This window comes from Telluria sp. B2 (assembly GCF_051789535.1).
In the GTDB taxonomy this organism is placed as follows: Bacteria; Pseudomonadota; Gammaproteobacteria; order Burkholderiales; family Burkholderiaceae_D; genus Telluria.
This window is the reverse complement of sequence record NZ_CP196525.1, coordinates 3,824,534-3,851,204: the sequence shown is the minus strand read 5'-3', so window position 1 is coordinate 3,851,204 and position 26,671 is coordinate 3,824,534. Positions and strand designations below refer to the sequence as shown.

General features: G+C 65.4%; 22 protein-coding genes. 7 read left to right on the top strand and 15 right to left on the bottom strand.

Annotated features, from left to right (window positions below):
* Positions 1-151 precede the first annotated feature (151 nt).
* Positions 152-694, top strand: a complete 543-nt coding sequence (gene ppa, locus ACSUZJ_RS17120) for an inorganic diphosphatase (protein ID WP_499410113.1) — start codon at positions 152-154, stop codon at positions 692-694.
* A 91-nt stretch (positions 695-785) separates the two neighbouring features.
* Here ppa and ACSUZJ_RS17115 read toward each other — a convergent pair whose 3' ends face one another.
* The 10 genes from ACSUZJ_RS17115 to ACSUZJ_RS17070 all read right to left on the bottom strand — a co-directional run bounded on the left by ACSUZJ_RS17115 (position 786) and on the right by ACSUZJ_RS17070 (position 11,895).
* The gene (locus ACSUZJ_RS17115) at positions 786-2,210 is read right to left on the bottom strand and encodes a PA domain-containing protein (protein WP_499410111.1); all 1,425 of its coding nucleotides are present in this window, start codon (positions 2,208-2,210) and stop codon (positions 786-788) included.
* Complete coding sequence (locus tag ACSUZJ_RS17110; RefSeq protein WP_499410109.1) at positions 2,197-2,616, bottom strand: post-PEP-CTERM-1 domain-containing protein; 420 nt, start codon at positions 2,614-2,616, stop codon at positions 2,197-2,199. Before ACSUZJ_RS17110 ends, ACSUZJ_RS17115 begins: the two co-directional genes overlap by 14 nt.
* A 19-nt stretch (positions 2,617-2,635) precedes the next feature.
* Positions 2,636-3,319, bottom strand: coding sequence for a choice-of-anchor J domain-containing protein (locus tag ACSUZJ_RS17105; RefSeq protein ID WP_499410107.1), 684 nt, complete (start codon positions 3,317-3,319; stop codon positions 2,636-2,638).
* Between the two features lie 407 nt (positions 3,320-3,726).
* Complete coding sequence (locus ACSUZJ_RS17100; RefSeq protein ID WP_499410105.1) at positions 3,727-4,800, bottom strand: branched-chain amino acid ABC transporter permease; 1,074 nt, start codon at positions 4,798-4,800, stop codon at positions 3,727-3,729.
* Positions 4,801-4,803: 3 nt separating this feature from the next.
* Positions 4,804-5,838 carry a branched-chain amino acid ABC transporter permease gene (locus ACSUZJ_RS17095; RefSeq protein ID WP_499410103.1) on the bottom strand — a complete coding sequence of 345 codons (1,035 nt, stop codon included), beginning with the start codon at positions 5,836-5,838 and terminating at the stop codon, positions 4,804-4,806.
* A 10-nt stretch (positions 5,839-5,848) separates the two neighbouring features.
* Positions 5,849-6,586, bottom strand: coding sequence for an ABC transporter ATP-binding protein (locus ACSUZJ_RS17090; protein ID WP_499410101.1), 738 nt, complete (start codon positions 6,584-6,586; stop codon positions 5,849-5,851).
* On the bottom strand, positions 6,579-7,373 hold the full coding sequence (locus ACSUZJ_RS17085) for an ABC transporter ATP-binding protein (RefSeq protein WP_499410099.1): 795 nt from the start codon (positions 7,371-7,373) through the stop codon (positions 6,579-6,581). The genes ACSUZJ_RS17090 and ACSUZJ_RS17085 overlap by 8 nt, the downstream gene beginning before the upstream one ends.
* A 1-nt stretch (position 7,374) precedes the next feature.
* On the bottom strand, positions 7,375-8,574 hold the full coding sequence (locus tag ACSUZJ_RS17080) for a substrate-binding domain-containing protein (RefSeq protein ID WP_499410097.1): 1,200 nt from the start codon (positions 8,572-8,574) through the stop codon (positions 7,375-7,377).
* Positions 8,575-8,607: 33 nt separating this feature from the next.
* Positions 8,608-9,504: an alpha/beta fold hydrolase gene (locus ACSUZJ_RS17075; protein WP_499410095.1), complete on the bottom strand. Its 897-nt coding sequence runs from the start codon at positions 9,502-9,504 to the stop codon at positions 8,608-8,610.
* A 102-nt stretch (positions 9,505-9,606) separates the two neighbouring features.
* The gene (locus tag ACSUZJ_RS17070; protein WP_499410093.1) at positions 9,607-11,895 is read right to left on the bottom strand and encodes a TonB-dependent receptor; all 2,289 of its coding nucleotides are present in this window, start codon (positions 11,893-11,895) and stop codon (positions 9,607-9,609) included.
* A 318-nt stretch (positions 11,896-12,213) separates the two neighbouring features.
* Between ACSUZJ_RS17070 and ACSUZJ_RS17065 the strand changes: the two genes are divergently transcribed.
* Both ACSUZJ_RS17065 and ACSUZJ_RS17060 read left to right on the top strand, forming a co-directional pair.
* Positions 12,214-13,107 (top strand): LysR family transcriptional regulator, encoded by an 894-nt coding sequence (locus tag ACSUZJ_RS17065; RefSeq protein WP_499410091.1) that lies wholly within the window; start codon positions 12,214-12,216, stop codon positions 13,105-13,107.
* 55 nt (positions 13,108-13,162) lie between these two features.
* A protein-coding gene (locus ACSUZJ_RS17060; protein ID WP_499408834.1) for an IS3 family transposase occupies positions 13,163-14,523 on the top strand; the annotation gives its coding sequence in 2 pieces (ribosomal slippage) (positions 13,163-13,639 and positions 13,642-14,523; 1,359 coding nt in all).
* A 115-nt stretch (positions 14,524-14,638) separates the two neighbouring features.
* Here ACSUZJ_RS17060 and ACSUZJ_RS17055 read toward each other — a convergent pair.
* Entirely contained in the window at positions 14,639-15,790 is a 1,152-nt protein-coding gene (locus tag ACSUZJ_RS17055) for a GNAT family N-acetyltransferase (RefSeq protein WP_499410089.1), read from the bottom strand.
* 88 nt (positions 15,791-15,878) lie between these two features.
* Between ACSUZJ_RS17055 and ACSUZJ_RS17050 the strand changes: the two genes are divergently transcribed.
* The 3 genes from ACSUZJ_RS17050 (at position 15,879) to ACSUZJ_RS17040 (ending at position 18,953) form a co-directional block, all read left to right on the top strand.
* A complete protein-coding gene (locus ACSUZJ_RS17050; RefSeq protein WP_499410087.1) occupies positions 15,879-17,927 on the top strand; it encodes an NAD(+) synthase in 2,049 nt (682 codons plus the stop codon).
* A 35-nt stretch (positions 17,928-17,962) separates the two neighbouring features.
* A complete protein-coding gene (locus ACSUZJ_RS17045) occupies positions 17,963-18,301 on the top strand; it encodes a P-II family nitrogen regulator (protein WP_499410085.1) in 339 nt (112 codons plus the stop codon).
* A gap of 82 nt (positions 18,302-18,383) precedes the next feature.
* Positions 18,384-18,953: a hypothetical protein gene (locus ACSUZJ_RS17040; protein ID WP_499410083.1), complete on the top strand. Its 570-nt coding sequence runs from the start codon at positions 18,384-18,386 to the stop codon at positions 18,951-18,953.
* Positions 18,954-19,251: 298 nt separating this feature from the next.
* On the opposite strand, the gene ACSUZJ_RS17035 is transcribed toward ACSUZJ_RS17040, so the two are convergent.
* The 4 genes from ACSUZJ_RS17035 to trxB all read right to left on the bottom strand — a co-directional run bounded on the left by ACSUZJ_RS17035 (position 19,252) and on the right by trxB (position 23,902).
* Positions 19,252-19,860, bottom strand: a complete 609-nt coding sequence (locus ACSUZJ_RS17035; protein ID WP_312549489.1) for a trimeric intracellular cation channel family protein — start codon at positions 19,858-19,860, stop codon at positions 19,252-19,254.
* A gap of 87 nt (positions 19,861-19,947) precedes the next feature.
* Entirely contained in the window at positions 19,948-22,155 is a 2,208-nt protein-coding gene (locus tag ACSUZJ_RS17030; protein WP_499410081.1) for an ATP-binding protein, read from the bottom strand.
* Between the two features lie 111 nt (positions 22,156-22,266).
* The gene (locus ACSUZJ_RS17025; protein WP_499410079.1) at positions 22,267-22,935 is read right to left on the bottom strand and encodes a Smr/MutS family protein; all 669 of its coding nucleotides are present in this window, start codon (positions 22,933-22,935) and stop codon (positions 22,267-22,269) included.
* A 10-nt stretch (positions 22,936-22,945) separates the two neighbouring features.
* Positions 22,946-23,902, bottom strand: a complete 957-nt coding sequence (trxB, locus tag ACSUZJ_RS17020) for a thioredoxin-disulfide reductase (protein WP_312549466.1) — start codon at positions 23,900-23,902, stop codon at positions 22,946-22,948.
* Positions 23,903-24,087: 185 nt separating this feature from the next.
* On the opposite strand from trxB, the gene ACSUZJ_RS17015 reads away from it, so the two are divergent.
* A complete protein-coding gene (locus tag ACSUZJ_RS17015) occupies positions 24,088-26,610 on the top strand; it encodes a DNA translocase FtsK (protein ID WP_499410076.1) in 2,523 nt (840 codons plus the stop codon).
* Positions 26,611-26,671 lie beyond the last annotated feature (61 nt).

Here is a 26,671-nt window from a genome sequence, read left to right as displayed (position 1 = left end):
ATTGGTGGGCACCGGGCGCCCACCCTACCGTCTGCAGCATCCTTCCTCGCAAGCAGTTGCCGCACCGCATAGACTGCTGCGCCGCACAAGCTGATGCCTATTCGATATAATGCTTCCCTTTATTGAATCTTCAGCAACCAAGGAATAACCCATGAGCCTGAACAACGTCCCAGCCGGCCGCGATGTGCCGAATGACTTCAACGTCATCATCGAAATCCCGATGAACGCCGATCCGATCAAGTACGAAGTGGACAAGGACACCGGCGCGATCTTCGTCGACCGCTTCATGGGCACCGCGATGCACTACCCGTGCAACTATGGCTATGTCCCCCAGACCCTGTCGGCCGACGGCGACCCGTGCGACGTGCTGGTGATCACCCCGTTCCCGCTGATCCCGGGCGTGGTCGTGCGTTGCCGCGCCATCGGCGTGCTGAAGATGACCGACGAAGCCGGCGGCGACGCCAAGATCCTGGCTGTGCCGGTCGACAAGATCCTGCCGATCTACAGCCACTGGCAGAAGCCGGAAGACCTGCAGGACCTGCGCCTGCAGCAGATCCAGCACTTCTTCGAGCACTACAAGGACCTGGAAAAGGGCAAGTGGGTCAAGGTCGAAGGCTGGGCTGGCCCGGACGAAGCGAAAGAAGAAATCGTCAACGGCGTTGCCGCATTCAAGGCAAAGCAGGAACAGCAGTAATACCGGCGCAGGCACGGCCTGCGTACGAAGAAAGGCCGGCGCCCCGAAGGGCGGCCGGCCTTTTTTTGCCTCGACGAAACGGCTGCCCGGCTTACCAGCCGATGTCCTGCAGCAGCGGGTAGGTGAGGTCGCGCGGCGGGGTGACGGTGTGCGTCAGGTCGGCGTTGATCGACGGCTCCATCAGCTGGTTCGGCTTGGCGTCGGTCGTGTAGTGCGAGACCGAGGAGCCCGGCGCGTTGGTCGTCGGCGTGTACATCAGGATGCGCCGCTGCGGGTCGGTGCCGGCCAGGCGGTTCGGGTCGATGCCGAGGGAAGCGACGACGCCCGAACGGGTGCGCGACCTGGCCTGCAGCGCGGCAAGCAGGGTGGCGCCGGCTTCCTGGGTGACGCGCACCGAGGGGATGGTGACATCAGGCGCATCGCCGCTCATGCCGGCCGCCTCGCCCGGTGCGTTGTCAGCCACGATCATGCCGATCGCGCCGGCGGCCTGGACGTTGCGCGCCTTGGAGACGAAGTCACAGGTGCCGCGCGAGACCAGGGCGATGTTGCCGCGCACCGCCAGGGCGTTGAGATCGCTCAGAGGATTGCAGGCCAGCCCGAGCCCCGTCGGCTGTTCGATCACCGGCATGAGCTGCCCGCTGACCGGCGTGGCGCCGAGCGGCGGGCCGAAGGAGGCGTCGCCGACGTCATAGTTGCCGGCCGCGTTGCCGGCGGCGCTGCCGCTCACCGTCAGGCGCGACCGCGGATCGAGCACCTGGGGCACCGCGGCCGTGACGTTTGGCCCGTTCCAGGACAGGCCGTTGCCGCTGATTGCGGAGGCGACGCGCTCGGCGTCGGTCATGTCGACCCAGGGACGCTCGGTGCGGTTGTCGACCAGGAAATAGTCCCAGATCGAGGGTATGCCCATGATCTCGGCGCCGGTCTCGTCGTCGGTGAAGGTCTGGAAGCCCAGGCCGTGCGCCATTTCGTGCAGCAGCACCGTCACCAGGTCGATCTGGCTGCCGGCATTGTTGTCGGTGCCGAGGTAGAAGCCGGAACCCGGCAGGCAGTCGGGGAACAGGCCGAGGCGCGAATTGAAGCGCGCGATGATGTGCGGCTCGCCCGGGGTGGCCACATCGGTGCCGGCCAGCTTGCTCGCCAAGGCGCTCGGATACCAGGTGTTCGGACGCGGGGCATTGGCGAAGTCGGACCAGATCTCGTTGGCGCCGGCCGAGCCGAGCACGGCGCTGCTCGCGGTGCAGTTCAGCGGCACGAAGGAGGCGCCGATGCGGATCGGTACGCTGCTGGTGAGGGTCGCACCCCAGATGTTGGCGGCGTGCTGGAAGGCGTACAGGCGCTGGGCGCCGAGCGTGGTGCCGGGATTGCCGCCGACCGGGGTGGCCGGGGTCGGGTCGTTGAAGCCGATGCCGGGGGCGTTCTGGTTGACGATGGTGATGATGGCGGCCTGGCTGGCGAGCGCGGCGGTGGAGATGGCGAGGGCTGCGGCGAGGCGCAGCGCGAACTTACTTGGTTTCATGGCGACCCTCCTTGTCGTGCCCGGCCTGCTTGCCGTGATCGTCGTGCTGGCCGTGCTGGTGGACGGCCTGGTCGGCGGCGGCCGCGCCATGCACGCACTGTTCGGCGAGCTTGCCGTCGCTATCGCGCGTGACGACCGAATACACGAGGCCGCGCTCGCCCAGCCGCACCTGGCGCGCGCCGCTGGGGTGGGTGATCATGGACGGTTTGGAGGTCGTCGTCAGGGAACTCGTCGGTTTCGGCGCGAGCGCGCGGGCTTCGGCTGGCGTGGGCGCACGCAGCTGGCCGGTCTGGGCGTCGCGCACGACGACCATGCCCTGTTGTTGTTCCTGGGCCGAGCTGTGGTGTGGCATGAAGGCGCACATGGCGGCGAGGGGGAGCGCCGCCAGGAATTTTTTGGATGACATGGTGGGGTCTCCGGAAACTTCAGTTCAGTGTTTTGCGGCGCATGAAGCTCAGAGCGCCCAGGCCCAGGGCCAGCATTACGTACAGCGAAGGTTCCGGCACCGCCGTGACCACTCGGACCGTATCGAGACCAATATAGTTCAATGAATTCGCATCACCCGTGTAGCGGAAGGCGAAGCGGCCTTCGCCCTGGAAGTTCAGGTCGGTGCTCCAGCGGGTCCAGTCGGTCGGGTAGGAAGCGCCGGCGCCGCCGAAGCTGGTCAGCAGCGTCGAGAAGGCGTCCGTGCCGCCGCCGTTGCCGGGCGCCCAGCGCACTTCGAGGTAGTCGGCGAAGCCGGGCGTGGCCTCGTGCGTGGTGTAAAAGGACAGGTTGGTCAGCCCGCTGAGTGACAGCACCGGGGTGATCAGCCAGTTGTCGACCGTGCCGAAGCCGTTTGCCGCGCCCAGGAAGCTGGCGGCGGCATAGGAGTTGGCAGCCCCGGACTGGGCGCCGAAGATGTCGGCATTGCCCTGGAACCAGGTGCTGCCTGCCGGGTCGCTGTTGTTGACCAGGGTCCAGCCCGGCAGCCCGGCAAGGTTGCCGAAGCCCTCGTTCAGCACCAGGACGCCGGTGCCGCCGGATCCATACGCGGCATGGGCGGCCCCGGGAGCAAGGGCCGCCAGCGCCAGCGCACCGGCCGCGGTGTACGACTTGAGTAGTTTCATGGGAATGTGCTTTCATGCGGAGCCAGAAGGATGGCTTGTCCACTCGCGCTGGCTGACACGAGGCCATGGTTGAGTTCATCATATGAGCTGAACGACAAGGAATCTTGATTTTCATTCAATGTGAGTAGAGGCTCGGCGGTGGGAGGGGCTGCGGCTGTGCGCATTGGCCGGAACTGGCCAGCTGTACCGTATGCGTTAAGCGGGGGGCGTAGGGTGGACACCTGTGTCCACGCAGTAGGGCACTCGATCACACCACCGTGTTATTCGGCAGGCGCCGACGACGGGGCGCTTGCGACTTGCAGACGGTGAGACCGCGTGGGCTCGGGAGAGCCCATCCTGCGAAAGGCGAAGAAGAGGGGGAGAGGAACGACAGGCGCGGACGGCAGCCGTCCGCGCCGGGAGAACGATCAGCGCGCCGCCAGCCAGCTGCGCAGCCGCAGCTTGCCCACGATCCCGATCGGGAAGAAATAGATCGACAGTACGAACAGCACGCCCAGCCACAGCATCCAGCGGTCCGGGTGCACGGCGGCGGCGAGCAGCGGCACGCCTTCCAGGGCGTTCGAGCCGTGCGCCATCAGCTCCTTCAGGTAGTTCTGCGCCAGGATGAACAGGGCCGCGCCCACCACCGCGCCGTACATCGTGCCCATGCCGCCAATGACGACGATCAGCAGGATGTCGGTCATGACCTCGAAGCCGAGCGAGGTCTTGGGGCCGACGTAGCGCAGCCACAGGGCCATCAGGGCGCCGGCCAGCGCCGCCACCAGGGCCGCCAGGCAGTTGGCCCAGATGCGGTAGACCACGGTGCGGTAGCCCAGCGCTTCGGCGCGGAACTCGTTCTCGCGGATCGCCTGCAGCACCCGCCCGAAGGGCGAGTTCACCAGCCGCAGCAGGAACAGGAACAGCAGCAGGCAGCCGAAGAACACCAGGTAATAGGTGAGCAGCTTGCCGTCGATGGCGCGCCCGAACACCTCGTTCTCGACCAGCGTGAAGCCCGGCGTGAGCACTTCCGGCACGCTGAAGGTCTTGCCGTCCTCGCCGCCGGTGAAGTCCGACAGCTGCGAGGCCAGCACGGCAAAGGAAGAAGCGACAGCCAGCGTGATCATGGCGTAGAAGATGGCGCGCACGCGCAGGGCGAACAGGCCGACCACGAACGCGAGCGCGAGCGCCAGCAGCAGCGCCAGCCCCAGGCCCTTCATGGCCACGCCCCAGGTCGGCTCGTCGACGGAAGCCAGTGCCAGGCCGATGCCGTAGGCGCCGATCCCGTAGAACATGGTGTGCGCGAAGGAGACGATGCCGGTGTAGCCGAGCAGCAGGTCGTAGGAAGCGACCAGCACGATGTAGACGCAGATGGTGGCGGCGGTGTTGAGCGGACGCGCGCCGCTGGTCAGGAAGGGCGCGAACGCCAGTCCCAGGAAGATCAGCAGCAGCACCGCGGACAGGATGCGGCTGCGCGGCAGGTCGCCGGAAAGCAGTCGGGTCATGGGTTAGCCTCGCATCTTCGAATACAGCCCGGCCGGGCGCCACAGCAGGATCGCGATCATCAGGATGATGTTCGAAACCAGCGCGATCTTCGGCGCCAGGAAACCGGCGTAGTTGGCCACCAGCGCCATCAGGAGGGCGCCGATGAAGCAGCCGCCGACCGAACCGAGGCCGCCGATGATGATGACGATGAAGATCATGATCATGATCTCGCCGCCCATCGCGGCCGACAGGGTTTCCTTGTACAGGCCCCACATCACGCCGCCCAGGCCGGCCAGCGCCGAGCCGGCCGCGAACACGCCGACGAACAGGCGGCGGATGCGGTAGCCCAGGCTCTCGACCATCTCGCCGTTCTCGACGCCGGCGCGGATCAGGAGGCCGATCTTGGTGCGGTTCAGGGTCAGGAACATGCCGACGAAAACCAACAGGCCGACGATCACCGCCACCAGGCGGTATTTTTCGATGGCCGCGTCGCCCAGGAAGATGGCGCCGCGCAGGGCGGTGGGCAGGGGCAGGGCAATGGTCTCGGCGCCCCAGATCACGTTGATCAGTTGCTCGGCGACGATCATGCCGCCCATGGTGATCAGGATCTGCTTCAGGTGCTGGCCGTAGACCGGCATGATGATCACGCGCTCGAAGGCCCAGCCAAGCAGGGCCGTGACCAGCATCGCGACCGTTACTGCCAGGCCCAGCACGCCGAGGTTGACCAGCAGCGAGTCCATTTCGAGCCAGCCGCGCATCGGCAGCAGCACCATGGTGGCGGCAAAGGCGCCCACCGACACGAAGGCGCCGTGGCCGAAGTTCAGCACGTTCATCAGGCCGAACACCAGGGTCAGGCCGCTGGCCATGATGAAGATCATCATGCCCATGGCGAGACCGGCGACGGTCAGGGTGACCCAGGTCGGGAAGCTGCCCACCAGCGGCAGCATGAGCAGGGCGATGGCGGGCACCAGCAGCAGCGGCGCGATGTCGCGCGGCGCTGCGGGCAGGGGCGTGTCGGCCTTGGGCAGGGCGGCGACGCGGGGAAGGGTAGCACTCATCGTGTAGTTCCTATTGGTGGGAGGCGAGCGACAGGCCCAGGAGACGCTGCTGCAGCGCGTCGTCGTTCGCCAGCGCGGCCATGCTGCCGGCATGGGCGACGCGGCCGTCGTCCATTACGCTGACGGTGTCGCCGAGCGAGCGCACGAAGTTGAAGTTCTGCTCGACCAGCAGGATGGTGGTCTCGAGTTCCTTCAGCTCGCGGAAGGCCGCGATCAGGCTCTGCACGATGCTTGGTGCCAGACCCTTGGTCGGCTCGTCCACCAGCAGCAGCTTCCTCGGCTCGACGATGGCGCGGGCGATCGCCACCATCTGCTTCTGGCCGCCCGAGAGGTTCCCGGCCGGGTAGTTCCAGAACTTCTTCAGGGCCGGGAAGAAGCCGAAGATCCAGTCGAGACGCGCCTGGTCCATCGGGCCGTTGCGCGCCGCCAGGTGCAGGTTCTCGCGCACCGTCAGGTCGGAGAACACGGCCATGCTCTCCGGGACATAGGCGATGCCCAGGCGCGCGATGTCGGGCGTGGCCAGTTTCGTGATGTCCTGGCCGTCGAAGGTGATGGCGCCGGCGCTGGCCTTCCACAAGCCCATGATGGTGCGCAGGGTGGTGGTCTTGCCGGCGCCGTTACGGCCCAGCAGTACCGAGAGGCCACCGCGCGGCACGACCAGGTCCACGCCCTGCAGGATGTGGTACTGGCCGATGTGGGTGTGCACGCCCGAGAGCGTGAGCAGCGGTGCGTTTCCCGGCTCAGGCATGGGCCGCGGCGGGTTCGGTTTCGGGTGTTCCAAGATAGGCTTCCTGTACGATCTTCGATTGCATCACGTCCAGCGGCATGCCGTCCGCCACCAAGGTGCCGTTGTGCAGCACGATGATGCGGTCGGCCAGCTGGCGCACCACGTCCATCTTGTGTTCGACCAGCAGCACGGTCTTGTTCGTGTCGCGCTTGACGGACTGGATCAGCTCCAGCACCACCGGCACCTCGTCCACGCTCATGCCGGCGGTCGGTTCGTCGAACATCAGGATGGATGGTTCGAGCGCCAGCAGGATCGCCACTTCCAGCTTGCGCTGGTCGCCGTGCGAAAGGGCGCCGACGCGCGCCTCGCGTTTGGCCAGCATGGCCACGCGCTCGAGGTAATGCTCGGCGCGCTCGATCAGCTCCTTGTGGCCGAACCAGACCGAGAACATGTTCATCCCCAGGCCGGCGCGGCTCTGCACCGCCAGGCGCACGTTCTCGATCACCGTCAGGTTGGGGAACAGGTTGGTGAGCTGGAAGGCACGCCCGATCCCGAGGTGGGTGCGGCGCGCGGCGCCGTGGCGAGTCACGTCCTGGCCGTTCACCAGCACGCTGCCGCTGGTGGCCGGCAACTGACCCGAGACCAGGTTGAAGTAGGTGGTCTTGCCGGCCCCGTTGGGACCGACGATGACCGTCAGCGTCCCCGGGAAGAAGTCCGCCGTCACCGCGTTGACCGCAACGTGGCCGCCGAAGCGGATCGTCAGGTCACGCGTGGACAGCGACGGCTGCTGTGCGTTGGTGGCCGCCATGTCAGCGCTTGTTTTTCACTGGCAGCGGCATCTCGGCGGCCGGGATCTCGCGCACCAGTTCCAGCAGGTCCCACTCGTTGGCCTGGTTCTTCTTGATGCGGAAGTGGTACATCGACTGGAGCGCCTGGTGGTCTTCCTTGCGGAAGCTCATCTTGCCCTTGGGCGTATCGAAGCTCATGCCTTCCATCGCCGCGACCAGCTTCTCGCTGTTGCCGTCCGGGACCTTGGAGAGCGCATTGAACACGGCGCTGGCCGCCGCGAAGCCGCCGGCGGTGAACATGTCGGGCGGCGCCTTGAAGCGCTTCTGGTGTTCGGCCACCAGCCACTCGTTCATCTTGTTCTTCGGGAAGGCGTAGTAGTAATAGATGGTGCCTTCGGTGCCGGCATAGCTCTTCCAGGTCTTCATCACCGGCAGGATGTTGCCGCCAGGGGCCAGCGCGATGCCGTAGCGCTCGGGCTTCATGTCGGCGATCTTGTTCATCGGGTTCGGGCCGGCCCAGACGATGCCCAGCACGCGTGGTTGCGGCTTGTCCTTCAATGCGTCGAACAGGCGCTGGGTCGAGGCGGTGAAGTCGGTGGCGGTGGCCGGGGCGTATTCCTCGTGCACGACCTTGGCCTTGCTGCCGGTGGCCGCAAGCGCTTCCTTGCCGGCCTTGATGGCATCGCGGCCAAAAGCGTAGTCCTGGGCCAGGAAGGCGACGCTGCCGCCCTTCAGGGTACTGGCGGCGGCCAGTGCGTCCTGCATCGAGCTGCGCGCGGTGCGGAAGATGTACTTGTTCCACTTCTCGGCGGTGATGGCGTCGGCCACGGCCGGCTCGATGATCAGCACCTTCTTGTATTCCTTGGCCACCGGCAGCATGGCGATCGCCGAGCCCGAGGAAGTGGTGCCCACCGCGATGTGGGCCTTGTCGTCGCCATAGGCTTCGGCCAGCAGGGTGCGGCCGAGGTCGGGCTTGCTCTGGTCGTCCTTGACGATGACCTTCAGCTTGCGGCCGTTGATCTCCATCTTGCCGCCGGTGAGGTATTCCAGGCCCATCATGAAGCCGGTCTCGGTTTCCTTGGCATAGGCTTCGAGCGGGCCGGTCTTGCCGGCGATGAGGGCGATCTTCAGGTCCGGGCCGGCGGCCAGCGCGAGCGGGGCGCAGGTAGCGGCGAAGGCGGCCAGCACGGCTGCCGACAAGGGTTTGATCAGGTGGTTCATGGTGTCTCCTCTGACTCTGACTCTGATTCTGTTTTATGGAAGCTGCGACAGGAACTGGCGGATGGCGCCCAGCGCTTCCGGTTCGGTGAGCATCGGCGCATGGCCGATGTTCGGCACTTCGGTGTACTGCATCGCGGGCGCGGCGCGCCGCATCCACGCGACCTGGCTGGGTTCGACCAGGTCCGACAGCGCGCCCCGCACCAGCAGGGTGGGGCGGCGGTGTGCCAGGCGCCGGAAGGCCATGCGCGCCGCCAGCGACGTCGGCCGCAGTTTACCTGTTTGCAATGCTATCGCAATATTCGGGTCGTAACGCAGAGCCAGCTTGCCCGTCTCGTCCGGCTCGAAAGCGCGCCGCGCCCATTTGCCCCATTCCTCGTCCGGGTTGTCGGGGAAGGCGCAGGCGTTGATGTCCTTCAGGTAGCAGGCCGCATCGTCCCAGGACGAGAGCACGTTGCAGCGTCCCGCGTAGCCGGCGATGCGCGCCAGGCCGCGGGTCGAGAGCACCGGGCCGACATCGTTGAGTACGGCGCCGGCGATCAGCTCGAGGTGGCGCATGGCGAGCGTCATGGTGATCAGGCCGCCCATCGAGGTGCCCACGAAGACGGCGCGCGCGATGCCCAGGTCGTGCAGCAGCTTGGCGACGTCGCCGGCATAGACCGCCGGGTTGTAGTTGTCGGGATGCGGGTCGCGCGCCGAGTGGCCGCGGCCGCGCACGTCGGGCGCGATCACGCGCCGGCCCATACGGGCGATCTCGGGCGCCAGCTCGTCGAAGTCGGCCGAGTTGCGGGTCAGGCCGTGCAGGCAGATCACAGGCAGCCTCGCGGGCAGGGGCAGCGACGCATCGTCGGTCCCGGCCCGGGCGGCGTAGTCGCGTGCATACAGCGCCAGCCCGTCGCTGCTCTGGAAACTGATAGGGGTGAAGTTAAGCACGCTGGCAAAATCCTGTTCGGTTCTTCCGGGATGGAAGGGTGAAGAAGGGTACGCGCCGCCCGCGGGCGGGCGGCGCGTTTTCCTGTGGCGACCCGGCTGGGGTCAGAAGCGGTACTCGAGCGTGGCCGAGACCGTGCGCGGGTTGCCGTAGAAGGCCGTCAGCGTGCCTTCGTTGCCCAGGGTTGGGAAGAAGTAGCCGGCGGTCTTGTAGCGCTCGTCGCTCAGGTTCTTGCCATGGATGCCGGCGCGGATCTTGCCGTCGGCACGGGTCCAGACGATGCTCGCGTCGTACAGGGTGTACGAGCTCTCGTCCAGCACCGAGGCGTACTCGAACTGGTGGATGGCGCCCTTGTAGGAGGCGCTGCCGATCAGCGACAGCTTGCCGTTGCGGCCCAGCAGCGGCATGGCGATGTCGTAGTTGGCGCGCAGGTTGGCCGAGTTCTTCGGGGTGTTCTGGAAGAAGCGCTGGTCGGCCACGTTCAGGCCGTTCACGATGTATTCCTTGTACTCGGCGTCGATGTAGCTGTACATGCCGGCGATCATGAAGTCGCGTGTCAGGTTGGCGATCGCCTCCAGTTCCACACCCTTGATCTTGGCCTTGCCGGCGTTGGTGGTCACGCCGGCGAAGCTGTCGTCGCGGCCGTCGCCGTTGGTGTCGATGGCCACCGAGCCCGGGATCTGCACGTTCTGGTAATCGCTGTAGAACACGGCCGCGTTGGTCGTGATGCGCCCGCCGTTGAAGGCCGACTTCAGGCCCAGTTCGTAGGTCTCGATGGTCTCGGGCTCGTAGCCGGCGCGCGCCACGGCATCGGTCAGGCGGGTGCCGACCATGTTCAGGCGCGGGTCGAAGCCGCCGCCCTTGAAGCCTTCGGAGTAGGAAGCGTAGACGTTGTGGTCGCTGTTGAGCTTGTAGTTCACGGCGACGCGCGGGGTGAACTTCTTGTCCTTGCGCTGCAAGGCGCCATTGCGGAAGTCGGTGTCGGTGCGGAACAGGATCGCGTTCGGGTTGCCCATCTCCGGCGAACCGGCCAGGCCCAGGTAGATCTGGCGGTAGATCGAGGCGGTGCGCTCGTCGACGGTGTAGCGTCCGCCGAGCGACAGCGACAGGCCGTCGAAGATGTTGTAGCTGCCGTCGAAGTAGGCGGCCCAGGCCTTGGTGTCGATGTCGCCGCTGGTGAAGGTCGAGCTCGGGAAGGCGCCGGCCAGGATGGTGTCGAACTTGTTGTAGGCGTTGGCGTCCATGTAGTACACGCCGGCCACGCCCTGCAGGCGGTCGCCCGTGTAGGTCAGCTGGAATTCCTGGCTGAACTGCTTGTTCTTGTACAGGGCCGGCACTTCCATGTCGACGGTCGGCAGGGCGTCGAAGTCGATCGGCGCCCAGGACTTGTCCTTGCGGCTGGCCGTGATCGACTTCGCGCTGAACTGGTCGTTGAAGCGGTACTCGACCAGGGCCGAGACGCCGTACGCCTTCACTTCCTGGTCGTGGCCGAGGGCCTGGGTCAGGTTGGCGCGGGTGTCGAATTCGTTGTCCAGGATCGGCGCGCCGCTGGTGCGGCCGACCGTCAGGCGGTGGCCGTTCTTCGGGTTCGAGTCGTCCTGGGTGCCGTCGGCGGCCAGGCGGATGAACAGATCCTCGGTCGGCGTGAATTCGGCCGACAGGCGAGCCGCCGTGACGTCCTTGTCGTAGTTCTCGGCGCCGGTGTACAGGTTGGTGCCGAAGCCGTCGCGCTTGAAACGGGCGACCGTGCCGCCGATGCGGACGGTGTCGGAGAGCGGGGTGCTGGCGGTGGCCACGCCTTCGATCTGGCCGTAGGTGCCGGCGGTGGCGCGCAGGCGCAGGTCGGGCTTGGAGCCGAGCTTGCGGGTCACGTACTTGACCGCGCCGCCGATGGTGTTGCGGCCGTACAGGGTACCCTGCGGGCCGCGCAGCACCTCGATGCGCTCGACGTCGTAGATGTCGGCCACGGCGCCCTGCGGGCGGGCCAGGTAGATGTCGTCGATGTAGATGCCGACGCCCGACTCGAAGCCGGCCAGCGGGTCGGCCTGGCCGACGCCGCGGATGAAGGCGGTCAGCGTCGAATTGGTGGCGCGCGAGGCTTTCAGGGTGGTGTTCGGCAGCGCCAGGGCCAGCGCGGTCACGTCCGGCGTGGCCTGCTTCGACAGCTGGTCGGCCGAAAAGGCCGTGACCGACACCGGCACGTCCTGCAAGGACTCTTCGCGGCGGCGCGCGGTGACGACCACCTTCTGGACGTCGCTGGCCGCTTCTCCGTCAGGCGCGGGTGCGCCGGCCGACTGCTGGGCGTGGGCGGCGCCCATCGCGCTGCTGGACAGGGCCAGCAGGGCAGCGGCGGAACGGTTGAGCAGCTTCATTTTTCTCTTTGTCAGACGCATCGTTGTCTCCTGTTTTTGGAATGGCGAACATGCTCGCGAACAGCTCCCGCCTTGGCTCCCGTTCTTGGCTCGCGCTTTCAGCCGGGTTTCGCACGCCCTGCAGTGTGCCTCGGCCGGAACTGGCTGAAAAGATAACAATCCGCCCACCAACTGTGCGGATTTGCACAGTCCGGTGCGCCATGCTGGTGCGGTTCGCGTCGAGGGAAAATGCTGCGGTCGCACAATTTTCGGGACCGCAGCGCCAGAGTAGGGAATTGATTGCAGGAGGAATGTGCACTGGTGCACAATATGACATCTTGATATTAAACAAGTGTGCCGATGAATACCCTGCCTGAGTGGACCGACCTCCGATTCTTCCTCGAACTGGCGCGTGCGGGCACGCTGTCGGGCGCCTCGCGCCGCCTCGATGTCGAGCACACCACGGTGGCGCGCCGCATCGACCGCCTGGAAAAGGAGCTCGGCTCGACCCTGTTCGACCGTTCGCGCGAAGGCTACGAACTGACCGAGATGGGCCACGCGCTGCTGCCGCATGCGGAAGCGATGGAGGGCGCCGCGCTGGCCGCGGCCGAACAGCTCGGCGGGGCGGAAGTGGCGGCGCACGGCGTGGTGCGCCTGGGCGTGCCCGAGGTGTTCGGGGTGAAGGTGGTGGCGCCGCTGCTGGCCGACCTGCTCGACATCAATCCCGAGCTGTCAATCGACCTGCTGGCGCTGCCGAGCTTCGCGAATCTCGCCAACCGCGAGGCCGACCTCGGCGTGATGCTGGACCCGCCCACCACCGGCCGCTACATGGTCACGCGCCTGGCCTCGTTCCGCTTCTACCTGTACGCCTCGCCCGGCTACCTGGCAAAACACCCGCCGATCCGCGAGCAGGCCGACCTGGCGAAGCACTATTTCGTCGACTACGTGCAGGACCGCCTGGCCAGCCGCGAGCTGTCCTACATGGGCGAACTGGGCTTCACTCCGCGCCGGCGCCTGTGCTGCTCGGGCATGACGGCGCAGATCGAGGCGGCCTCGCTCGGCATGGGGCTGATGATGGCGCCGCCCTACGCAGTGCCCGACGACGGCCGCCTGGTCAAGGTGCTGCCCGGCTTCTTCGCCGAACGCTCGTTCTGGCTGGCCGCGCCAACTGACCTCTACCGCCTGCGGCGGGTAAAGGTGGTGTGGAACCTGCTGCGCGATTATGCGGACAGCCAGCCGGGGCTGTTCGTGTAAAGGTGGGCACGGGTGAACTGACCCCAATAAGTTAGACACAACTTATTGGGGTGATATGGGTAAGCACACGGAGCAGTTCAAGATAACGGTTGTCCAGGACTATTTGTCTGGTCGGGGAGGCTACCGGGCTGTGGCTCAGCGCCATGGCATGGCCAATCGCTCGCTGGTGGAGCGCTGGGTAACAGCGTATCGACTGCATGGGGATGCTGGACTGCGCAAGAAGCGGAGCAGATATACGGCCGCATTCAAGCTGTCGGTACTACAGTACATGTGGGAAAATCGCCTTTCGATCACCCAGACCGCTGCCCGGTTCGATATCCGCGGTCATTCGACGGTAGGAGTCTGGGAGCGTGCCTATCAAGAAGGGGGGAGCGAGGCATTGGCTCGCCCTCCAACAAGCAGATCCGAGAAGATGATCATACCGACGACAAAGCCGGAAGTAGCGCATGAAGACAAGCGTAGCCGCGAAGAATTGCTGGCCGAGTTGGAGTACCTGCGGATGGAGAACGCCTACCTAAAAAAGTTGAGAGCCTTAGTTCAGGCAAGGCAGGAAGCGGAGTCTGCGAAAAAACCCAAGCGGTCCAAGAACTAAGGCAGCAATATCGACTCGACGGTCTGCTCAAGCTGGCAGGACTTCCTCGAAGCTCGTTCTATTACCGGCTCAAAGCGCAAGCTGCCGATGACAAGTACGGACAATTGAAAGCGACGATCAAGGACGTATTCGAGCGCCACAAGGGACGTTATGGTTACCGCCGTGTGACCTCAGCCATTCGCCAGCTTGGCGAACGCATCAATCATAAAACCGTACAGCGTTTGATGGGGCAACTGAAGTTGAAGTCCCTGGTTCGTCCCAAGAAATACAAGTCTTTCAAAGGCGAAGTGGGCAAGACGGCGCCGAACGAATTGCAGCGCCGGTTCGAAGCAAAGGCGCCAAAGCAGAAATGGGTGACCGACATCACCGAGTTTCATGTCGCAGGTGAAAAGCTTTATTTGTCGCCTGTGCTCGACCTATACAATGGTGAGATCATCGCTTTCGAAACGAACAGGCGCCCTCGGTTCGAACTGGTGACATCCATGCTGACCAAGGCATTTTCAAGACTTGGCCCGGAGGACAAACCAATGCTCCACTCCGACCAGGGATGGCAATACCGCATGCCCGCTTATCAACAGGCACTGACCGAGCATGGGATCGTGCAGAGCATGTCGCGCAAGGGTAACTGTCACGACAATGCGGCCATGGAAAGCTTCTTTGCCGTGCTCAAGACCGAGTTCTTCTACTTGGAAAAAATCACCAGCATCGATCAGCTGGAAGCTGGGATTGATGAGTATATTCGCTACTACAACAATGACCGCGGCAAGCTCAGACTCAACGGGCTGAGCCCTGTACAATTCAGGACTCAGCAATTGGCAGCATAGATCAACTGTCCAACTTTCTGGGGTCAGTTCAGGGGCGCCCACCCTACGTTCTATCGTAATAACAGAATGTGGGCAGCCGTAGGGTGGGCGCCCCGTGCCCACCAGTGCGCCGCGGTCAGTCCCGGCTACGGAAAGGGCTGCGCTCGTTCAGCTCGTCCATGTAGTCGTCGATCCCGCCCGCTTCCCGCTCCAGGAAGCGCTCGATCGCATCCGCGAACGCGGGGTGCGCCAGCCAGTGCGCCGAATACGTGCGCGTGGGCAGGAAGCCGCGCGCCATCTTGTGCTCGCCCTGGGCGCCGCCTTCGAAGGTCTTGATGCCCTGCTCGATGCAGAACTCCAGCGGCTGGTAGTAGGCCGACTCGAAATGCAGGCAGGGCACGTGTTCGATCTCTCCCCAGTAGCGCCCGTACAGGGTGTCTTTCGTATGAATGACGAGCGAGGACGCGATCGGCCGGCCGTCGCGCTCGGCGATCACGAGCAGGATATTTTCCGGCATCGCCTGGCCGATGCGCAGGAAGAAGTCGAGGTTCAGGTAAGGCGTCGAGTAGTGCGCCGCATAGGTGTGGCGGTAGCAGCGGTTGAAGAAGCGCCAATCGGATTGCGTCGCGTCCACCCCGCGCACCCGCCGCAGCGTCACGCCGGCGTCGCGCACCTTGCGCCGCTCGGCGCGGATGTTCTTGCGCTTCTTCTGCTCCAGCGTGGCCAGGAACTCCTCGAAATTCGCATAGCCCGCGTTCAGCCAGTGGAACTGCACGCCGCTGCGCAGCAGGAAGCCGGCGTCCTGGAGCTGGCGCGCGTGCTCCTCGGGCGGGAACAGGATGTGGGTGGACGAGACCTCGGTCGCCTGCTGGGTGGCGCGCAGCACCTCGATCAGGGCCGCGCGCGCATCGGCGTCGCGCGCCAGCAGGCGCGGTCCCGCCACTGGCGTGAACGGCACCGCGCTCAGCAGCTTCGGGTAGTACTCGAGGCCATGGCGCCGGTAGGCATCGGCCCAGGCCCAGTCGAACACGTATTCGCCGTAGGAATGGCCTTTGACGTAGAGGGGCAGGGCGGCGGCCAGCTCGTCGTCGTCGTAGAGCGCGATGTACTGCGGCTGCCAGCCGGTTTCCGGGCAGGCGCTGCCCGATTCGTGCAGCGCGTGCAGGAAGGCGTAGGACAGGAAGGGATTGGCGTCGCCCTGCAGGGCCAGCAAGCCATCCCATGCAGCCTGCCCGATCTCGGACAAGGAAGAAACGATATGCGTGCGATAATGATTAACTGCGTTCAAAATTGCGTCCAAAATTGCTTTCATGACGAGGAAAAGTGCGGTGGAGCAGGTCCGCTCCCGCACTGCCTGCTATGCGGAAGACCCCAAGATGAACAACCGATTCTTCAACCTGTATTCACACCAGTTCGCCCGCGTGGCGGTGGCCATTCCACGCTGCCGCATCGCCGACCCCGCCTACAACGTCGAGCAGACCATCGCGCTTGCGCGCCAGGCGGCAGAGCAGGGCGCGGCCCTGGTCGCCTTCCCGGAACTGGGCCTGTCGGCCTACAGCTGCGAGGACCTGTTCCACCAGCGTGCGCTGCTGGAAGCCTGCGAAGAAGCCCTGGCCGCCGTGGTCGAGGCTTCGTGCGAGCTGCCTGTGGCGATGGTAGTGGGCCTGCCACTACGGGTCAATCACCAGCTGTTCAATTGTGCGGCCGTGGTCGCGGGCGGGCGCGTGCATGGCCTGGTGCCGAAGAGCTTCCTGCCGAACTACGGCGAGTTCTACGAGTCGCGCCAATTCAGCGCCGCAGACAGCGCGAATGTCGACAGCGTCGCGCTGTTCGGCGAACTTGTCCCCTTCGGCCCGAACCAGGTGTTCGAGGTCGAGAACTTCCCGCTGCTGCGCTTCCACGTCGAGATCTGCGAGGACGTCTGGGTGCCGGTGCCGCCGTCCTCGTTCGCCGCCATGGCGGGGGCGACGGTCTTGGTTAATCTTTCGGCCTCGAACGTGCTGGTCGGGAAGAGCACCTACCGCCACCAGCTGGTCAGCCAGCAGTCGGCGCGCTGCATGGCGGCCTACCTCTACACATCGGCCGGACGCGGCGAATCGACCACCGACATGGCCTGGGACGGCCAGTCCATCATCTACGAGAAGGGCGAGCTGCTGGCCGAGTCCCAGCGCTTCCTCGACGAGTCGCACATCATCTTCGCCGACGTCGACCTGGAGCGCCTGTCGCAGGAGCGCATGCGCGCGACCACCTTCGCGCAGTCGGCGCGCCGCCATGCGGACGAGGTGAAGAAATTCCGCGTGCAGCGCTTCACGCTGGCGCTGCCGCTCGACCGTACGCTGCCTTTGGCCCGCGAGATCGAGCGCTTCCCCTACGTGCCGGCCGACCGCGCCTTGCGCGACGAGCGCTGCACCGAGGTCTACAACATCCAGGTCCAGGCCCTGATCCAGCGCCTGTCCTCCAGCGGTATCCGGAAGGTCGTGATCGGCGTCTCCGGCGGGCTCGACTCGACCCATGCGCTGCTGGTCTGCGCCGCCGCGATGGACCGCCTCGGCCTGCCGCGCACCAACATCCTGGCCTACACCATGCCCGGCTTCGCGACCAGCGGACGCACCCTGAAACAGGCGCACGACCTGATGCGCGTGGTCGGCTGCACGGCCCAGGAAATCGACATCCGCCCGAGCTGCCTGCAGATGCTGAAGGACCTGAACCACCCCTTTGCCGAAGGGGAGGAGCAGTACGACGTCACCTTCGAGAACGTGCAGGCGGGCGAGCGCACGAACCACCTGTTCCGGCTCGCGAACCACCTGGGCGCGATCGTGATCGGCACCGGCGATTTGTCCGAGCTGGCGCTGGGCTGGTGCACCTATGGCGTGGGCGACCACATGTCGCACTACAACGTGAACGCCAGCGTGCCGAAGACCTTGATTACGCATCTGGTGCGCTGGGTGGCCGAGACCGGATCGGTCGTGGCCGGCGGCGCCGAGGTGCTGCTGAACATCCTCGGCACCGAGATCAGCCCCGAGCTGGTGCCGGGAAAAGAAGGCGACGACAAGCCGGCCCAGATCACCGAGAGCGTGATCGGCCCCTACGAGCTGCAGGACTTCAACCTGTACTACACGCTGCGCTACGGCTTCGCGCCGTCGAAGGTGGCCTTCCTGTCCTACAGCGCCTGGCATTCGCGCCTGGAGGGCCGCTGGCCCGACGAGCACGGCGCGCGCAACGAATACGACCTGGGCGCGATCAAGCGCAACCTCGGCATCTTCCTGTGGCGCTTCTTCAAGACCAGCCAGTTCAAGCGCAGCTGCGTGCCGAACGGACCGAAGGTCGGCAACGGCGGCTCGCTGTCGCCGCGCGGCGACTGGCGCGCCCCGAGCGACTCGGAAGCGACCGTCTGGCTCGACGACCTGGCGAACATCCCCGACTGACGGGACCCGAATTCATTATTAGAAAAGGAGCAGACATGAAGCAGATTACCTGCGTGATCAAACCTTTCAAGCTCGACGAAGTGCGCGAGGCCCTGGCCGACGTCAACGTCACCGGCCTGACCGTCACGGAAGTGAAGGGCTTTGGACGCCAGAAGGGCCATACCGAGCTGTATCGCGGCGCGGAATACGTGGTCGACTTCCTGCCGAAGGTGAAGATCGAGGTGGTGGTGGACGACGGCATCGTCGAGCAGGTGGTCGACGCCATCATCAAGGCCGCGCGCACCGGCAAGATCGGCGACGGCAAGATTTTTGTCCAGGACGTGCAGCAGGTGATCCGCATCCGTACCGGCGAGACCGGGCCGGACGCGGTGTAAGAGTCTGAGCATTTCAACGAACTACTTCCACACCACGACACACGAACAGAGCTGTCGATAATAATGGAAGGGGTAAGTTCCGATGATCTTTGCTGAATCCCATCACCGACTTGAAAAAATCCTGAAAAGGTTGGCTAAGGCCGAGGCCAACCTAAATGCGTTTCACGAACGATATCGAGGTGATGTCGACGGTATTTCCCCGACTGTTCGTGATTTCATCTTGCAGACGTTCATATTCCAATATGACGTCTGGAATGAAATTGCCAACATCGCGCGCAGTACCGCGACTGGATTTGCTGCAAAGGTCGCGCTAAAAGGCCTCGTCCTTCGGGTCTATGAATACGACCAGTTGTGCCTGAAGCATTTAATGCCGGAGCTGCTCAACCATGCAGATGAGAGGGGGATCATCCTAGACAAGCAGCTTTCTAAGAAACTCGCATCAACGTGGGCCGATGAGTTCAAGGAGTTGCGTCGTATATATCCGGAGATTCGCAATCAAGCTGCAGCACATTACGGACGCGATCTCACCGCTCAAGTGTCAGCATTAGAGAAACTCGATCGAGACCGCGTTTTAGCGGTTGCGTCCGCGTTTCTCCAACATAATAGAGGTTGGATTATGGCTCTACGTGATGCGGGTACGCCCGGATCGTAGGGTAGTGACGGTCGAGATAGTAGGGGGGCAAATGGCCACTTCTGAAATGATCTTAGCTTAGCCCGTTTTTCTGGCCGATCAGCGTCCCATCTGAATGACGAACTCAGGGTAATCAGGCGCAGTTGTCGTAGGAGGCACCTGTGCCCATGCGGATCACCCGCTGATATCACGCGGCACCGACGGGAATACCATTTGATTTGGCTGCCGGGTTGTGTTTCGACACCTCACCGTTCGACCGCGTGGACACAGGTGTCCACCCTACGAAAAGCGAATCAGTCCCAGCAGTTTCCGAGCAGGCTCAGCGCCCCATCTGGATATCGAACTTCCAGGTAATCAAGCGCAGCACGCTGATGAACAGCGCGCTGCTCCACAGCGCGAAGTCGTGCGACACGCTGGTGTACAGCCCCATCAGCAGGAACATCCAGTTACCCAGGAAAGCGCAGATCGCATACGGCTTGCCGTCCCTGAACACCATCGGCACCTCGTTGCAGACGATGTCGCGCAGCACGCCGCCGAAGATCCCCGTGATCACGCCCATCATCGAGGCGATGAAGAGCGGCATGTTGGCGTCCAGCGCGGCCGAGACGCCGGCGATCGAGAACAGGCCGAGACCGACCGCGTCGGCGATCACGATCAGGCGTTCCGAGACGATGTGGCGCAGGGTGCGGATCAGGGGCGAGGCGATCAGGGCCAGCACGAAGATGGCGATCGCGTATTCCTGGTGCGTGACCCAGAACAGCGGGCGGCGGTCGAGCAGGATGTCGCGCAGGGTGCCGCCGCCGAAGGCCGCGATGAAGGCGACCGTAAATACGCCCACCAGGTCCATGCGTTTGCGGCGCGCTTCGATGAATCCGGAAAACGCGCCGACCAGGATCGCCACGATCTCGATGAACTTGATGAGGGTCATGCAGGGCAGGTGGCTGTTGGCATGTTGCTAGCCTAACATGCCAAGCGCATCGCGCGAAAGCGCGGCGCGTGCTCGGAGCCTGTCCCCTCAGGTCGGGCCGGCGCGCTCCATCTCCGCCAGCGGCAGGCGCACCGTGAACACGACCTGGCCGTTCTCGTGGCGGTAGGCGATTTCGCCCTGGTGCTCGCGCACGATCTGGGCCGCGATGTACAGCCCCAGGCCCATGCCGGTGCGGTTGCGCGGGTTGTGCAGCGAGCTGCGCTTGAAGGGATTGAACAGCGAGGCCGCCACGTCCGGCGCGATCGGAGCGCCGGCATTCGCCACTTCGAGCAGCGCCCAGCCATGTTCCTGCGCCAGCGCCGTCGCGATCGGGCGGCCGATGTCGCCATGGTGGCGCGCATTGCTGAGCAGGTTGGACAGCACCTGGGCCAGGCGGCCGCTGTCGGCGCGCACGCAGATCTCGCCCGGGTTGGCGAAGGAATAGTCGATGGTGGGGTAGGCCATGCGCGCTTCGTCGATCACGTCCTCGACCAGGGTCGACAAATCGAGCGGCTCGAGCACCATGCCCAGCCCCAGGCCGCCGTCGATGCGGCTCATGTCGAGCACCTGGCCGATCAGGCGCTGCATGCGGTTGCTGGAAGACTGGATGCGCCGGCCCAGGGTCGGCTGGGTACTGCCGCGCTCGAGCAGGGTGCCGGCCATGTTGATCGAGTGCAGCGGGTCGCGCAGGTCGTGGCCGAGCATGGCCAGCAGCTGGGCGCGTGTCGCGTCGAGCTGGGCGCGGCGTGCGTTCGAGGCGCGCAGCAGTTCGGACTGGGTCAGGCGGGCATTGGCCAGCACCGCCGCTTCCCAGGGGTGGGCGTGGCCGCGCACCGTTTCGTGCCAGGCGTCGAAGGAGCCGCGCGGCGTCAGGCGCGCGCCGAGCGGCCCGACCTGGGTGGTCTTCTCCGGACGACCGCCCCAGGACACATGTTCGATCTGCTCGGTGCGCAGCAGCAGGCACCAGCCGCCGCCGGGCGGGTCGAAGGGCAGGGCCAGGATGCCGACCCATTTGCCCAGGCTAGCCTGCAGTCCGGCCGGCCACTCGTCGAGCTTGTCGCGCACCAGGATGTCGCTGGCGTCCTCCGGCAGGGCGCGCACGATCGCCTCGGCGGCGTCGCGTTCGATCGGGCCATGGGTGATGATCTTGCCGTTGTGGACGCTGACCAATGCCTGCGAGCGGGTCGCCGCCAGCAGGGCGCCGGCATGGCGCGCCAGCGCGTCGAGCGGTTCCTCGTCGATCAGCAGGGACTCGACCAGCGCGGTGCGCACGTTGGCCGACTGCTCGACCAGCTCGGCGTCCAGGCGCGCCTCGATGCTCTGCACGGTCGAGGCCATGACCTGGGCCAGCACGTCGGCCGCCATCCGGATCGCGTGCGGCACCCGCTTGGGCGCCATGTGGTGGCAGGCGATCAGGCCCCAGAGGCGGCCGTTGATGACGATCGACACGCTCATCGAGGCGCACACGCCCATGTTCTGCAGGTACTCGACGTGCACCGGCGAGACGCTGCGCAGCACGCCGAAGCTCATGTCGAGCGGCGCCGCGCCCGGCGCGCCGAGCAGGGGCACCGGGGTATAGCCGATGTCGGCGATCATGCGCAGGGTGTTCAGGGCGTACAGGCGGCGCGCCTGGGCCGGGATGTCGCCGGCCGGGTAGCGCTGGCCGAGGTAGGGGGTGAGCTCGTCGCGGCGCGCTTCGGCCACCACGTCGCCGCTGTCGTCTTCGCGGAAACGGTAGGCCATGACGCGGTCGAAACCGGTGAATTCGCGCACCTGGCGCACCGCGGTTTCCAGCAGCCCCTCGACGCTGCGCTGGCGGCGCACGCGCTCGATCGAGCTGTGCGCCTTGACCGCGAACAGGGCGACCGTGTCGGCCGGCACGTCGCGCGTTTCGAACTCGGCAATGATGCGGCCATGGCTGCCGTGGACGATGACGTCGTAGTCGCGGCCATCGAAGGACACCGCGGCCACGGCCGGGGCGCATTCGCCTTCGGCCAGCGCATCGGCGCATTCGGCGACCAGCTCGAGGCAGGCGGCCGGCAGGGGCAGGGCGGTGTAGTCCAGGCCCAGCTGCAGCAGGGCTGCGAGCGGCGCGGGAACGTTCTGGCTCCAGCCTTCGATGCCCCCGCGCGCGTCCATGAACAGCAGGAAGCCGTGCGGCTGGATCGATCCGGGAATATGGATGGGTTCGTCCGCGCAGGAAGCCAGGTCGACCTGGCTGGGCACGGGCATCGGGATGGCCGGAAGCGACTTCAAAGAGTGTCCCTTATCTTGGGTGGGCCGCATGAGCGGCTACCGTCGCATTCTACAACGCGACGCCGGCCGGGAACGTACCGGTTTGTATCAGACGGTTATTGGAAGTCGGGATCAGAAGTCGAGCGCCGGCCTGAGCAGGACGATCAGGGCGCCGTTGCCGCCGTCGTTGCGGTTGGCCACGCAGAAGGCCACCACTTCGTCCTTCTGCACCAGCCAGCTGTGCACCACCGAGCGCAGCACCGGTTCGCCGCCCGGCGAACCATAGCCGACGCCGTGGATGATGCGCACGCAGCGCACGCCGCGGCGGGTCGAGCGGCGCAGGAAATCGCCGAGCTGGCCGCGCGCGACGTCGCGCGTCATGCCGTGCAGGTCGAGTTCGTCCTGCACCGGCCAGTGGCGCTTGCGCAGTTTTTTTACAACATCGGGACCCACGCCCTCGCGGGCGTAGCTCAGGGTCGGGTCGTCGTCGAGCAGGCCGTCGACGTCGAACAGGTCGGACAGGGATTCCTGCAGTACCAGGGCGTCGTCTTCCTCCTGGCTCAGCCTGCGCTGTTCCGGCGTGGCGCGCAGCAGGGCTTCCTGTACCGGGCGGTAGACGTAGCGGTCCGATTCCGGCATCTTAGTGACGCCTTCCATGGCGCCGCGGAACTCGACCGCGCGCTCGCGCGCGATCCGCTCCTGCCGCTCGCGCCTGGCCTGTTCGATGGCGCGCAGGCGCTCCTCTTCCTTGAGCTTGTCGCGCAAGGATTTCAGGTCGCCGAAGTCCTTCATGCCCGCCATCGTGCTTCCTTTACTCCCCCAGGGCTTCCAGGTAGCGCTGGGCGTCAAGCGCGGCCATGCAGCCGCTGCCCGAGCTGGTGATCGCCTGGCGGTAGATGTGGTCCTGCACGTCGCCGGCGGCGAACACGCCCGGCACGCTGGTGGCGGTCGCCATGCCCTCGGTGCCGCTGCGGGTCTTGATGTAGCCGTTGTGCATGTCGAGCTGGCCTTCGAAGATCATGGTGTTCGGCTTGTGGCCGATCGCCACGAACAGGCCGTGCACGGTCAGGTCCTTGGCGGCGCCGTCGACGGTCGACTTCAGTTTCAGGCCGGTCACGCCGCTGTCGTCGCCGACGACCTGGTCCAGGGTGTGGTTCAGTTCCAGCGCGATCTTGCCTTCGGCAACCTTGGCCATCAGGCGGTCGACCAGGATCGGCTCGGCGCGGAACTTGTCGCGGCGGTGGATCAACGTGACCTTGGAGGCGATGCCGGCCAGGTACAGGGCTTCCTCGACCGCGGTGTTGCCGCCGCCGATGACCGCCACTTCCTGGTTACGGTAGAAGAAGCCGTCGCAGGTGGCGCAGGCCGACACGCCGCGGCCCATGAAGGCCTGTTCCGATTCCAGGCCGAGGTACTGGGCCGAGGCGCCGGTGGCGATGATCAGGGCGTCGCAGGTGAATTCGTGCGAATCGCCGAGCAGGCGGATCGGCTTCTCGTTCAGGAAGGTCGTGTGGATGTGGTCGAACACGATCTCGGTGTTGAAACGCTCCGCATGCTGCAGCAGGCGCTGCATCAGCTCCGGACCCTGCACGCCCAGGGGATCGCCAGGCCAGTTTTCCACGTCGGTGGTGGTCATCAGTTGGCCGCCCTGCTCGACGCCGGTGACCAGCATCGGGCTCAGATTGGCGCGGGCGGCGTAGACGGCGGCGCTGTAGCCGGCCGGACCGGAACCGAGGATCAGGACTTTGGCGTGTTTCTTAGTGGTCATGGGGAGCGAAATAATGATGTGGAAAATGGGAAACTGGGGGCGCGGCGAGCAGAATCAAGGTCGCCGGAAACAACATCGATTATAGACGATGATGCGCACAAGCATGAATGATGAGGCCGTCTCGGCAATATATGGCTTAGAATGGACGGATTCCGCACCAAGCGAACAGAACAGCATCACCCAGCATGAGCAAGAAGAGTTCCGCCCCTCCCTCGAACGTCCCCCGCAACCCGGCACGCGCGCCGCTGCCGGGCAGGCTCGCGCGCCTCCTGCTCGAGGCGCGCTGGATCGCCACGGCGGTCGCGTTCCTGTATTTCGTCCTGATTTTGTTAAGTTACAACAAGGCCGATCCGGGCTGGTCGCACGCCAACACGGTCCCGGCGATTGCCAACCTGGGCGGCAGCGCCGGCGCCTGGCTGGCCGACCTGCTGCTGTTCATCTTCGGCTTTTCCGCCTGGTGGTGGGGCGTGCTGTTCCTGCGCGTGGTCTGGCGCGGCTACCGCCGCCTGACCGACAAGAACCCGCAACCGCGCGAACCCGAGCACCAGGACGAGTTCATCATCCGCTGGATCGGTTTCGCCCTGATGTTCGCTGGCAGCGTCGGCCTGGAATACCTGCGCATGTGGTCCTGGGACGTCGACCTGCCGCGCGCTCCGGGCGGGGTGCTCGGCCAGCTGCTCGGCCACGCCTCGCAATCGGCCTTCGGCTCCACCGGCGCGACCTTGCTCCTGCTGCTGCTGTTCGGCCTGGGTTTCTCGCTGTTCTTCCAGGTCTCCTGGCTGGCCGTGGCCGAGCGCATCGGCGAAACGCTAGAATTGACGCTGGACTGGTTCCGCCTGCGCATCGAGGACCGCGAAGACCGCCGCCAGGGCGAGGCTGCCGCCGTCAAGCGCGACGAGGCCGTGGTCACGGAGCGCGCAAAACAGGGCGACAAGCAGGCCGAGAAGCAGGGCGAGAAGCAAGCGCGGGCCGCGCGCGCCGAGCCGCAGCTGGAGATGGCGCCGCCGCGTCCGATCACCGCGCCGAAGGAGCCGCGTTTCGAGGACGACGACGAATTCGACGCGAAGCCGGTGGCGGCCGCCATGAGCATGACGGCGTCCGCGGGCGCCGCGCCGAGCCTGCCGCCGATCAAGATCGAACCGGCGATGCTGTCGGTGCCGAAGGGCGAGCGCGCCCAGAAGGAGCAGCAGACCCCGCTGTTCCGCGACCTGCCGGGCGACTCGACCCTGCCGCCGCTGGCCCTGCTGGACGAGCCACCCGCGGCCCAGGAAGTGGTGGCCAACGATACCCTGGAATTCACGAGCCGCCTGATCGAGAAGAAGCTCTCCGACTTCGGCGTCGAAGCCAAGGTCGTGGCCGCCTATCCGGGCCCGGTCGTCACCCGCTACGAAATCGAGCCGGCGACCGGCGTGAAGGGCAGCCAGATCGTGAACCTGGCAAGGGATCTCGCGCGTTCGCTGTCGCTGACCTCGATCCGCGTGGTCGAGACCATCCCCGGCAAGAACTACATGGCGCTCGAGCTGCCGAATCCGAAGCGCCAGATCGTGCGCCTGACGGAAATCGTCGGCTCCAAGGTCTACAACGACAGCGCCTCGAACCTGACCGTGGCCCTGGGCAAGGACATCGCCGGCAAACCGGTGGTGGCGGACCTGGCCAAGATGCCGCACCTGCTGGTGGCGGGTACCACCGGTTCGGGTAAATCGGTGGGCATCAATGCGACCATCCTCTCGCTGCTCTATAAAGCCGACCCGGCCGACGTGCGCCTGATCCTGATCGACCCGAAGATGCTGGAAATGTCGGTCTACGAGGGCATCCCGCACCTGCTGGCGCCGGTCGTGACCGACATGCGCCAGGCCGGCCACGCCCTGAACTGGGCGGTGAACGAGATGGAGCGCCGCTACAAGCTGATGTCGAAGCTGGGCGTTCGCAATTTGGCCGGCTACAACGCCAAGATCCTGGACGCGCAAAAGCGCGAGGAGCATATCCCGAACCCGTTCTCGATCTCGCCGGACAATCCCGAGCCGCTGGAGAAGCTGCCGACCATCGTCATCATCATCGACGAGCTGGCCGACCTGATGATGGTCGTCGGCAAGAAGGTCGAGGAACTGATCGCCCGTATCGCCCAGAAGGCGCGCGCGGCGGGGATTCACCTGATTCTTGCTACCCAGCGTCCGTCGGTCGACGTGATCACCGGCCTGATCAAGGCCAACATCCCGACCCGCATCGCGTTCCAGGTCAGCTCGAAAATCGACTCGCGCACGATTCTCGACCAGATGGGCGCCGAAACCCTGCTCGGCATGGGCGACATGCTCTACATGCCGCCGGGCACCGGCCTGCCGGTTCGCGTCCACGGCGCCTTCGTGTCGGACGACGAAGTGCATCGAGTTGTAAAACATCTTCAATCGATGGGCGAGCCGAATTACATTGAAGGCATACTCGAAGGCGGCACGATGGAAGAGGGTGGCGCCGGCGGCGATGGCGCCATGGCCGGCGAAGGCGGCGGCGAGTCCGACGCCATGTACGACCAGGCCGTGGCGGTGGTGCTGAAGCACCGCCGCGCCTCGATCTCGCTGGTCCAGCGCCACCTGCGCATCGGCTACAACCGCGCCGCGCGCCTGCTCGAACAGATGGAGCAGAGCGGGGTGGTGTCGTCGATGCAATCGAACGGCAACCGCGACATCCTCGTCCCGGCCGCCAACGCCGAGTAAGCCGTCCCGTTTAACGGTGCCGGGTGTCCACCGGGCGAGCCGCATGCCGCGACTCGTCTTT

Coding starts and splice junctions, on each gene's coding strand:
- ppa (WP_499410113.1), top strand. CDS start 152: ATGAGCCTGAACAACGTCCCAGCCGGCCGCGATGTGCCGAATGACTTC.
- ACSUZJ_RS17115 (WP_499410111.1), bottom strand. CDS start 2,210: ATGAAACCAAGTAAGTTCGCGCTGCGCCTCGCCGCAGCCCTCGCCATC.
- ACSUZJ_RS17110 (WP_499410109.1), bottom strand. CDS start 2,616: ATGTCATCCAAAAAATTCCTGGCGGCGCTCCCCCTCGCCGCCATGTGC.
- ACSUZJ_RS17105 (WP_499410107.1), bottom strand. CDS start 3,319: ATGAAACTACTCAAGTCGTACACCGCGGCCGGTGCGCTGGCGCTGGCG.
- ACSUZJ_RS17100 (WP_499410105.1), bottom strand. CDS start 4,800: ATGACCCGACTGCTTTCCGGCGACCTGCCGCGCAGCCGCATCCTGTCC.
- ACSUZJ_RS17095 (WP_499410103.1), bottom strand. CDS start 5,838: ATGAGTGCTACCCTTCCCCGCGTCGCCGCCCTGCCCAAGGCCGACACG.
- ACSUZJ_RS17090 (WP_499410101.1), bottom strand. CDS start 6,586: ATGCCTGAGCCGGGAAACGCACCGCTGCTCACGCTCTCGGGCGTGCAC.
- ACSUZJ_RS17085 (WP_499410099.1), bottom strand. CDS start 7,373: ATGGCGGCCACCAACGCACAGCAGCCGTCGCTGTCCACGCGTGACCTG.
- ACSUZJ_RS17080 (WP_499410097.1), bottom strand. CDS start 8,574: ATGAACCACCTGATCAAACCCTTGTCGGCAGCCGTGCTGGCCGCCTTC.
- ACSUZJ_RS17070 (WP_499410093.1), bottom strand. CDS start 11,895: ATGCGTCTGACAAAGAGAAAAATGAAGCTGCTCAACCGTTCCGCCGCT.
- ACSUZJ_RS17065 (WP_499410091.1), top strand. CDS start 12,214: ATGAATACCCTGCCTGAGTGGACCGACCTCCGATTCTTCCTCGAACTG.
- ACSUZJ_RS17050 (WP_499410087.1), top strand. CDS start 15,879: ATGAACAACCGATTCTTCAACCTGTATTCACACCAGTTCGCCCGCGTG.
- ACSUZJ_RS17045 (WP_499410085.1), top strand. CDS start 17,963: ATGAAGCAGATTACCTGCGTGATCAAACCTTTCAAGCTCGACGAAGTG.
- ACSUZJ_RS17040 (WP_499410083.1), top strand. CDS start 18,384: ATGATCTTTGCTGAATCCCATCACCGACTTGAAAAAATCCTGAAAAGG.
- ACSUZJ_RS17035 (WP_312549489.1), bottom strand. CDS start 19,860: ATGACCCTCATCAAGTTCATCGAGATCGTGGCGATCCTGGTCGGCGCG.
- ACSUZJ_RS17025 (WP_499410079.1), bottom strand. CDS start 22,935: ATGGCGGGCATGAAGGACTTCGGCGACCTGAAATCCTTGCGCGACAAG.
- trxB (WP_312549466.1), bottom strand. CDS start 23,902: ATGACCACTAAGAAACACGCCAAAGTCCTGATCCTCGGTTCCGGTCCG.
- ACSUZJ_RS17015 (WP_499410076.1), top strand. CDS start 24,088: ATGAGCAAGAAGAGTTCCGCCCCTCCCTCGAACGTCCCCCGCAACCCG.